This window comes from Betaproteobacteria bacterium, from assembly GCA_016791345.1.
In the GTDB taxonomy this organism is placed as follows: Bacteria; Pseudomonadota; Gammaproteobacteria; order Burkholderiales; family JAEUMW01; genus JAEUMW01.
In genome coordinates this window covers 1-8,537 of the sequence record JAEUMW010000391.1, presented here as the reverse complement: position 1 = coordinate 8,537, position 8,537 = coordinate 1, and the positions used below count along the sequence as shown (strand labels likewise).

Genomic DNA, 8,537 nt, shown 5'->3' with positions numbered 1-8,537 from the left:
CTGAGAAACGACGCGGCGCGGCAAAGCCTCAACCGCCTGTAGAGGCGGAGATGGTCATCCCGCAGCAATCGCCGACAGAACCCTGCGGTCGCGACCGGATGATCGCGGAAGCGGCCTACTTCCGCGCTGAACGCCGCGGCTTTTCGGGTGATGAGGCGGATCGACAGCAGGATTGGCTGGAGGCAGAGGCGGAAGTCGAGCGAATGATTGCCGGTGCCACAGGGAGCGGCAACGGCAAGTGACGGTTTTTTCGATACTTCGATCGGAAGGGGGGGCTAGATGAGCGTCAAAATCAACGACTTCGACAGCGGCAACGGGGTTCGCCTGATCTTCAGCGGGGCGATCGATGCGGCATCGGTGGATCAGGCCATCACGGCCTGCCACCAGCTTCGCGATACCTCGTGGGACAAGCTCGAGGTCGAACTCGTCGGTAGCGATCAGGTGGATGTCGAGGGGCTCGAACTCCTCCTCATGCTGCAGGAGCGGGCGCGTGAGAAGCGCAGCACGCTCAAGCTCGTCGCCTGCGATCCGGAAGTTCGGCGCAAGCTCGACATCGCGGGGTTTCGCCGTCGCTTCGTGATCTCGGAAGCAGCCACGGCCTCGCGGCAATAACTCGCGAAAGCCGCGTAGACCGTAGACGATTGCATCGCGTGCGGGGCGTGGCGTGTGACGGCGCTACGCTTGCTTCGCGCAGGGAATCGCGGGACGATGCAAGCCTGCCCAACTCTCGGGAAGGTTGATGGTTCAGCACGTGCTCGTTCCCACCGACGGCTCGGATCTCGCGGACAAAGCGGTGTCACAAGCAGTGGCAATTGCCAAGGCACTCAAGGCCAAGGTGACCGCTTTCCACGCTTATCCCGAATACCGGGCAGTCGCGCTGTACGAATACATGGGGCCGATCGGCGAGATCACGCGGAAGGATTATCTGGCTGCGGCGAAGTCCACCGCGGAAAGCTATCTGTCACGGGTGACGAAGGCAGCGCGCGCGGCTGGGCTGGAAGCGGACGACGTCGCAGTCGCGAGCGACTATCCGCACGAGGCCATCATCCGCGCAGCGAAACGCCGGAAATGTGACCTGATCATCATGGCGTCACACGGCCGGCGGGGTGTCTCGGGCCTGTTGCTCGGCAGCGTTACTCAAAAAGTATTGACCCACTCGAAGATCCCGGTGCTCGTCGTACGCTGACGAGACGACATGCCAAAACGCCGGCATGTGACGGACTGCGAACCCGGACAAGCGGACATGAGCATCGGCGAGATCTGCACGCGTGAAGTGGTGGTGACACCGTCGAGCACTAATGTCGAGGCCGCGGCGGAGTTGATGCGCCACCATCACGTGGGTGATCTCATCGTGGTGGAAAAGCGGGGTGAGGAGCGTATACCGGTCGGCATCGTCACCGATCGGGACATCGTCGTTGAAGTAGTCGCGGCCGGCCTGGATCCGAAGTCGCTCACCGTAGGTGAGATCATGTGTCAGGAGCTGGTCACCGGGCGCGAAGAGGACGGCATCCTGGACACCTTGCAGATCATGCGTACGCGAGGCGTGCGGCGACTGCCGATTCTGAACGCAGACGGCAGTCTGCTCGGCATCGTGACGGTCGACGACCTGATCGAAGTGTTCGCCGAAGAGCTTACCGACCTCGCCCGCGTGATTTCACGCGGACGTGCACGAGAGGCCACGGGTCGCTCCTGATTCGGCATCGGAGCGGCCAGAAGGGTCCACCAGCGCAGACGCTCGCATGCGTCGCACCGCGCCATACCGAACTGCGTGCTGGAATACGGCGTAAGGACGTAAAGGATAATCGGGGAGGGGACGCCCGCCCGAGACTACGCGGCGATGGCCTCGAGGCGGACCGATTTGGCGCCGAGCCGTCGCATGGTTTCCAGCGCGCGTTCACCATCTCCTGCCGCCAGATCGACCGCGCACACGGCATCTTCGAGCACCGCGACACGGAAGCCCAGTCGCAACGCATCACGCACCGTCATCAGCACGCAGTATTCCGTCGCAAGGCCGCCGACGAAGAGTCTGCGGACGTTGAGGTCGCGCAACCGGGCACAGAGATCGGTGGCCTCGAAGGCGGAATGGGCCTCCTGGTCCGCCGTACTGGCCTTCGAGACTATGATGGCGTCACAGGGCAGCCGCAGCGTGGAGGGGAACGCCGCCCCTTGCGTGCCGGCGATACAGTGCGGCGGCCACACGCCGCCCCGGACCTCGAACGAACAATGGTTCTGCGGGTGCCAGTCGCGGGTGGCGATGACTGGAAGGCGGCGATCAGAGAAGCTCGCGATGTAGCGGTTGAGCATGTGCACCGTCGCGTGACCGCCGGGTACTCCGAGACAGCCGCCAGGCAGAAAATCGTTCTGGACGTCGATGACGAGCAGCGCATCACCGGGATGCGACTCTATCGGGCTCATTGCGGACTCGAGGGCTGGACGCATGGGGTTCTCATTGGCACCCCTGCACACATCATAGCAGAAGCAGACGGGTGTCAACCGCGCAGTTTTCGTTCCAGCGTGTGATGCTGTCGTGCCATTCTTGCGGGCGCTCGCAATATCTAACGGACAGCCGATTTGCTATCCTTACGCGGTCCTTTCGGTGGCCATTCCCTTCGCGTGCCTTCTGTCGATCTTCACGCCCATTCCTCGGCGTCTGATGGGCTCCTGAGCCCTGCTGCCCTGATACGGAGAGCCGCCGAAAATGGCGTGGGCGTGCTCGCGCTCACGGATCACGACGTGACGACGGGAACCGAAGAAGCGGCAGAGATGGCGCGCGCTTGCGGCATCCATTTCGTCGCAGGCGTCGAGATCTCCGTCACGTGGTGCGGGAAGACGATCCACGTCGTCGGCTTGCGCGTCGATCCTCGCTGCGAAGCGTTGCAGGCGGGTCTCGCTGCAGTGCGCGGCGGGCGCGGGATCCGCGCGGCGCGCATGGCGGCGGATCTCTCGCGGGTCGGCATCGAAGGCAGTCTGGAGGGCGCTGCGCGCTACGCCGGCAATCCGGATTTCATCGGTCGCACGCACTTCGCGCGCTATCTCGTCGAGCGTGGCGTCTCCGCGAGCCCACGGGACGTGTTCAAGCGTTACCTGGCGGAGGGGCGCCCCGGTTTCGTCGAGCACCAGTGGGCAAGCCTGGAGGATGCCGTATCGTGGATTCGCGCCGCAGGAGGTGAGGCGGTGATCGCGCACCCGGGACGCTACCGCGTGAGCGACCAGCAACTCGCGCAGTTGATCGGAGACTTTCGGGATCTCGGAGGTTCGGGCATCGAAGTCGTTGCGCCGAGTCACCGTCCGGATCAGGTATTGGCGTTTGCCCGACTCTGCCGCGCGTTCGGCCTCAAGGCCTCGGGTGGATCCGATTTTCATGGTCCGGGCGAACAGCGCTTCGACCTGGGCGCACTTCCGATGCTGCCTTGTGGTGTCTCGCCGATCTGGGAGAACTGGGAATTGGCGTCCGGGTTGGTGGCTGCCCGCTGACCGCGATGAGCACCGCGCGCTCAGGCGCCGCGCCCCATGACCCAATTCTTCAGCGTTCACCCCGCGAACCCGCAACCGCGCCTGATTCGGCAGGCGGCAGATCTGGTGCGCGAAGGTAACGTGATCGTGTACCCGACCGACTCGTGCTATGCGCTGGGTTGTCGGCTCGACGATCGCACGGCGGTCGATCGCATCCGCGCCATTCGCGCACTGGACGCAAAGCATCATTTCACGCTGGTCTGCCGGGATCTGTCCGAGGTCGCGCGCTACGCACGCGTCGATAACCAGCAGTTTCGGCTGCTGAAGAGCGCCACGCCGGGAAGCTACACGTTCATTCTCGAAGCCACGCGAGAAGTGCCGCGACGCCTTCAGCACCCGAAACGCAAGACGATCGGGCTGCGGGTGCCCGACCATCCGGTGGCGCAGGCGTTGCTCGCTGCGCTCGACGAGGCGATTCTCAGCACGAGCCTCGTCCTTCCCGGCGATGAACTGCCGCTGAACGACGCCGGCGAAATTCGCGAGCGCCTGGAAGGATTGGTCGACCTGATCATCGACAGCGGTGCCTGCGGACTGCAGGTGACGACGGTGGTGGACCTGACGGGAGCTGCGCCGCAGGTCATCCGCGCCGGCAAGGGCAGCCTTGCCCCTTTCGGTCTGGCATGAGCATGGATGCTGACCTCATTCGCACGATCTCGATCTTCGCACTGCCGCTCGTGTTTGCGATCACGCTGCACGAGGCCGCGCATGGCTACGTAGCGAAGCATTACGGCGACCTCACGGCGTATGCGCAGGGCCGGGTAAGCCTGAATCCGCTGCGTCACATCGATCTGGTGGGAACACTGATCGTGCCGCTCGTGATCCTGACGCTCAGCCATTTCGCCGGCAGCAGCATCCTTTTCGGCTGGGCCAAGCCTGTCCCGGTGAACTTCGGCAACCTGCGCAATCCGAAGCGGGACATGCGCTGGGTGGCGGCCGCCGGCCCCGGCGCGAACTTCGCCATGGCTTTATTCTGGGCTGTTGTCCTCAAACTGGGGACGGTTGCACCGGAGAGCTATTTCTCGCAGCCGATGATGTGGATGGGTGCCGCCGGCATACTGGTGAACGTGGCGCTCGCCGTTCTGAATCTGATGCCGTTGCTCCCGCTCGATGGCGGTCGCATCCTGGTGTCCATTCTCCCGCCACGGCTCGCGTACCGCTTCTCGCTGCTGGAACCGTACGGCATGGTGATACTGCTGCTCCTGCTCTTTACCGGCGCGCTGGGCTGGGTTTTATGGCCGATCATCATCGGCCTGCTCGAAGCCACAGGGCGTTTGATCGGGTTCCCCGAGTTGCTCGCACTGATATCGAGCCTTTAGCAATAAGGACTTTACACGGCGATGTTCGCAGACAGGGTGTTATCGGGGATGCGTCCCACGGGAACGCTGCACCTGGGCCACTATCACGGCGTGCTGAAGAACTGGGTGAGCCTGCAGCACGAATACCAGTGTCTGTTCTTCGTTGCGGACTGGCACGCGCTCACCACGCATTACGACACTCCCGGAATCATCGAGGACAGTGTGTGGAACATGGTGATCGACTGGCTGGCCGCAGGAGTCGATCCGGCGCAGGCCACGCTTTTCATTCAGTCGCGCGTGCCGGATCACGCGGAGTTGCACCTCCTGCTGTCCATGATCACGCCCCTGTCGTGGCTGGAGCGTGTGCCTTCGTACAAGGATCAGCAAGAGAAACTAGGTGAGAAGGATCTTTCAACTTACGGATTCCTTGGATATCCACTCTTGCAGGGTGCCGACATCTTGATCTACCGCGCGAACCTCGTGCCGGTCGGCGAGGATCAGGTGCCGCACATCGAGTTCACGCGTGAAGTTGCCCGGCGCTTCAATCATTTGTATGGGCGCGAGCCCGGGTTCGAGGAAAAGGCCGAGCTCGCGATCAAGAAACTCGGCGGGAAGCGAGCCAAGCTCTATCGCGAGCTGCGCGTGCGCTATCAACAGGAGGGCGACGCAGCCGCGCTCGATGCTGCGAAGGCGCTGCTAGATGAGGCGCAGAATGTTTCCATCGGCGATCGGGAGCGGCTTTTCGGGTACCTGGAAGGCGGCGGAAAGATGATCCTGTCGGAGCCGCGGGCTCTCCTCACGGAAGCCTCGCGCATGCCGGGACTCGACGGGCAGAAGATGTCGAAGTCCTACAACAACACGATCACGATGCGCGAGGACGAAGAAAGCGTGGTGCGCAAGGTGCGCACGATGCCGACCGATCCTGCGAGAATTCGCCGCACGGATCCGGGTGAACCCGAGAAGTGCCCGGTCTGGCCGCTGCACCTCGTCTACTCGGACACCGAGCGTCGCACCTGGGTGCAGGAAGGCTGTCGCAGCGCCTCCATCGGCTGCCTGGAGTGCAAGCAGCCGGTGATCGACGCCATTCTTGCGGAGCAGCGGCCGATGCGCGCGCGTGCTGAGTACTACCTGCAGGATCCGACGCTCGTGCGAAACATCATCGAGGACGGTTGTGAACGGGCGCGCAAACTCGCTGCCGAGACCATGCGCGATGTGCGGCAGGCGATGGGTGTTCACTATGACTAATGTTCACTTTCATTGTGTTACGCGTAACAGTTAATGTTGTGCACGAGAAATGGGATCGGTAGAACCCATGCCTCAGGGGGCGGAGACGATCGAGCATGGCGAACTGGCGCCCATCGGGCGGATGCGTGGCGAGCCCATCCTCGAAGTTCCGCAGGACCTCTTCATTCCGCCGGATGCGCTCGAAGTGTTTCTTGAGACGTTCGAGGGGCCGCTCGACCTGCTGCTGTATCTCATTCGTCGTCAGAACCTGGACGTGCTCGACATTCCCATGGCCGAACTCACCAAGCAGTACATGGGCTATGTGGAAATGATGCGCACGCACCAGCTCGAACTGGCCGCGGAGTATCTCCTCATGGCGGCGCTTCTGGTAGAGATCAAGTCGCGCATGCTGCTGCCGAAGCCGAGGCATGCCGACAGGGAAGAGGACGATCCGCGCGCGGCGCTCGTGCAACGGCTGCTGGCGTACGAACAGATGAAGCTCGCCAGCCGTGCGCTCGATGAACTGCCGCGAGCCGGACGCGACTTCTCTTTCGTGCAGGCGCACATCGAGCAGATGATCGTCACGCGACTGCCTGCGGTGTCGGCGGACGATCTCAAGGCGGCCTGGCTCGCGTTGCTCGGGCGGGCGAGCGTTCATCGCCACCATCGCGTCACGCGCGAGCAGCTTTCGGTACGCGATCACATGACGAGGATTCTTCGGCGTTTGCAGGATCAGCGCTTCGCCGCCTTCGTCGATCTTTTCCGGCGGGAGGCCGGCGTCGCCGAGCTGGTCGTGACCTTTCTGGCGGTGCTCGAACTCGCGCGCGAAAGCCTGATCGAGGTACAGCAGCAAGCCGCCTATGCGCCGATTTACGTGAGACTCAGAGATGCATGCGCCGCTGTATGACGTGCTGGAGATCAAGCGCGTCCTGGAAGTCGTCCTGCTGACGACTCAGGAGCCGCTCTCGGTAGCCGACCTGCGCAAGCTGTTCGAGGAACAGCTCAGTGCGGACACGATTCGCAGGGTGCTCGACGAACTGCGCAGCGACTGGGATGGTCGCGGTGTGCAGCTTGTGCAGGTGGCGAGCGGATGGCGGTTCCAGTCGCGCTCCGAGTATCAGATCTATCTGGACCGACTCAGCCCGCAACGCCCGCCCAAGTACTCGCGCGCCGTCCTGGAGACACTCGCGATCATCGCTTATCGCCAGCCGGCCACCCGGGGTGACATCGAGGACATTCGCGGTGTGACCGTTTCCTCCGGCGTGCTGAAGGCACTGGAAACGCGCGGCTGGATCGAGGTCGTCGGGCATCGCGAGGTACCGGGACGCCCCGCGCTCTATGCGACGACGCGGTCGTTTCTCGACGATCTGGGACTGCGTTCGCTCGAAGAGCTGCCACCGCTGGAGGATCTCGGTACGCTCGTCGACCCGGGTGACGGCGGGACGCTTCCACTGTCGGGACTGGCTACCAGCGAGAGCGCTTCTCACGATGCGGGTGATCCTCCTCGCCAACCCTAAAGGCGGCAGCGGAAAGACCACCGTTGCAACCAATCTCGCGGCAGCGCTTGCAGCGCGCGGTGAACGGGTCTATCTCTGGGATCTCGACCGGCAGAAGTCTGCGCTCGAATGGCTGTCGCTGCGCGCGCCTGCACTGCCGGTGATTCATCGACTGGACGGTCGTCGTCCGGACGAGCCGCGTGGTTCCGCGGATGTCGGCTGGATGATCCTGGACTCGCCCGCCGGGTTGCACGGCAAGAACCTGGGACATGCGGTCAAGGCGGCCGAAAAGGTGATCGTGCCGGTGCAGCCGTCGGTCTTTGACATGGCGGCGACGAGGGACTTCGTGCGCTCGCTCATGGAGGAGAAGGCGGTGCGCAAGGCTCGCACCTGCGTTGCCATAGTGGGTGTTCGTGTCGACCCGCGTACCCGCGCCGCGGCAACCTTGCGAGGGTTTCTCGCACAGTACGACCTGCCGGTGCTGGCCTTTCTTCGCGATACCCAGCTCTATCCGAACAGCGCGTTCACGGGACGCAGCATCTTCGATCTTCCCTTGTCGCTGGCGGAGCAGGACGTCGCGCAATGGTCCGCCGTGATCGACTGGGTGATGGCCAGGCCAGCGCCAGGGATCGGTCACGAGACGGTGTAACCTCGTATAAGTTGACCCCCGCTTTTGCGGTTAGCTATAATTCCAAGTCTTGATAACCGGACGCGGGGTGGAGCAGTCTGGCAGCTCGTCGGGCTCATAACCCGAAGGTCGTAGGTTCAAATCCTGCCCCCGCAACCCTCGTTTTCTCGTTCTTTAACAATTTGTAGCCGATAGGTGTGGGTGCTAGGTGCTTTGAGGGCACTGGTGGTTGGGGTATTTGGGTGGCTTGATCCGGGGTAACTGGATGGGGTGCCTGGGTGCCTGGGCTGCTGGGGGACTTCGAGAGGCATTGGAAGTACTCGCACGGTAAGAGGAACCTGTCTCTGGGGCTGGAAGGTCCTGGGGTGGGTTTAGCTTTGT

The 8,537-nt window shown here is 63.1% G+C and carries 11 protein-coding genes, 1 tRNA gene and 1 pseudogene; 12 read left to right on the top strand and 1 reads right to left on the bottom strand.

The features are described from left to right. Window positions 1–50 precede the first annotated feature (50 nt). The 4 genes from JNK68_15065 to JNK68_15050 all read left to right on the top strand — a co-directional run bounded on the left by JNK68_15065 (window position 51) and on the right by JNK68_15050 (window position 1,693). Complete coding sequence (locus tag JNK68_15065) at window positions 51–242, top strand: DUF2934 domain-containing protein (GenBank protein ID MBL8541665.1); 192 nt, start codon at window positions 51–53, stop codon at window positions 240–242. 37 nt (window positions 243–279) lie between these two features. Further along, the gene (locus JNK68_15060; protein ID MBL8541664.1) at window positions 280–612 is read left to right on the top strand and encodes an STAS domain-containing protein; all 333 of its coding nucleotides are present in this window, start codon (window positions 280–282) and stop codon (window positions 610–612) included. A gap of 127 nt (window positions 613–739) precedes the next feature. Further along, the gene (locus JNK68_15055) at window positions 740–1,186 is read left to right on the top strand and encodes a universal stress protein (protein ID MBL8541663.1); all 447 of its coding nucleotides are present in this window, start codon (window positions 740–742) and stop codon (window positions 1,184–1,186) included. A gap of 57 nt (window positions 1,187–1,243) precedes the next feature. Next, entirely contained in the window at window positions 1,244–1,693 is a 450-nt protein-coding gene (locus JNK68_15050) for a CBS domain-containing protein (GenBank protein MBL8541662.1), read from the top strand. Between the two features lie 134 nt (window positions 1,694–1,827). Here JNK68_15050 and JNK68_15045 read toward each other — a convergent pair whose 3' ends face one another. Continuing rightward, entirely contained in the window at window positions 1,828–2,439 is a 612-nt protein-coding gene (locus JNK68_15045; protein ID MBL8541661.1) for an isochorismatase family protein, read from the bottom strand. Window positions 2,440–2,613: 174 nt separating this feature from the next. Between JNK68_15045 and JNK68_15040 the strand changes: the two genes are divergently transcribed. The 8 genes and pseudogenes from JNK68_15040 (at window position 2,614) to JNK68_15005 (ending at window position 8,312) form a co-directional block, all read left to right on the top strand. Further along, window positions 2,614–3,474 (top strand): PHP domain-containing protein, encoded by an 861-nt coding sequence (locus JNK68_15040; GenBank protein MBL8541660.1) that lies wholly within the window; start codon window positions 2,614–2,616, stop codon window positions 3,472–3,474. 36 nt (window positions 3,475–3,510) lie between these two features. After that, on the top strand, window positions 3,511–4,137 hold the full coding sequence (locus tag JNK68_15035) for a threonylcarbamoyl-AMP synthase (protein ID MBL8541659.1): 627 nt from the start codon (window positions 3,511–3,513) through the stop codon (window positions 4,135–4,137). A 2-nt stretch (window positions 4,138–4,139) separates the two neighbouring features. Beyond that, window positions 4,140–4,757 (top strand): annotated as a pseudogene (locus JNK68_15030) (site-2 protease family protein). A gap of 93 nt (window positions 4,758–4,850) precedes the next feature. Continuing rightward, window positions 4,851–6,053, top strand: a complete 1,203-nt coding sequence (locus JNK68_15025; protein MBL8541658.1) for a tryptophan--tRNA ligase — start codon at window positions 4,851–4,853, stop codon at window positions 6,051–6,053. A 49-nt stretch (window positions 6,054–6,102) separates the two neighbouring features. Then, window positions 6,103–6,939: a segregation/condensation protein A gene (locus JNK68_15020; GenBank protein ID MBL8541657.1), complete on the top strand. Its 837-nt coding sequence runs from the start codon at window positions 6,103–6,105 to the stop codon at window positions 6,937–6,939. Continuing rightward, window positions 6,920–7,549 (top strand): SMC-Scp complex subunit ScpB, encoded by a 630-nt coding sequence (scpB, locus tag JNK68_15015; GenBank protein MBL8541656.1) that lies wholly within the window; start codon window positions 6,920–6,922, stop codon window positions 7,547–7,549. Before JNK68_15020 ends, scpB begins: the two co-directional genes overlap by 20 nt. Further along, window positions 7,521–8,177: an AAA family ATPase gene (locus tag JNK68_15010; protein ID MBL8541655.1), complete on the top strand. Its 657-nt coding sequence runs from the start codon at window positions 7,521–7,523 to the stop codon at window positions 8,175–8,177. The genes scpB and JNK68_15010 overlap by 29 nt, the downstream gene beginning before the upstream one ends. A 61-nt stretch (window positions 8,178–8,238) precedes the next feature. After that, window positions 8,239–8,312, top strand: a tRNA-Met gene (locus JNK68_15005). The last annotated feature ends 225 nt before the right edge of the window (window positions 8,313–8,537 follow it).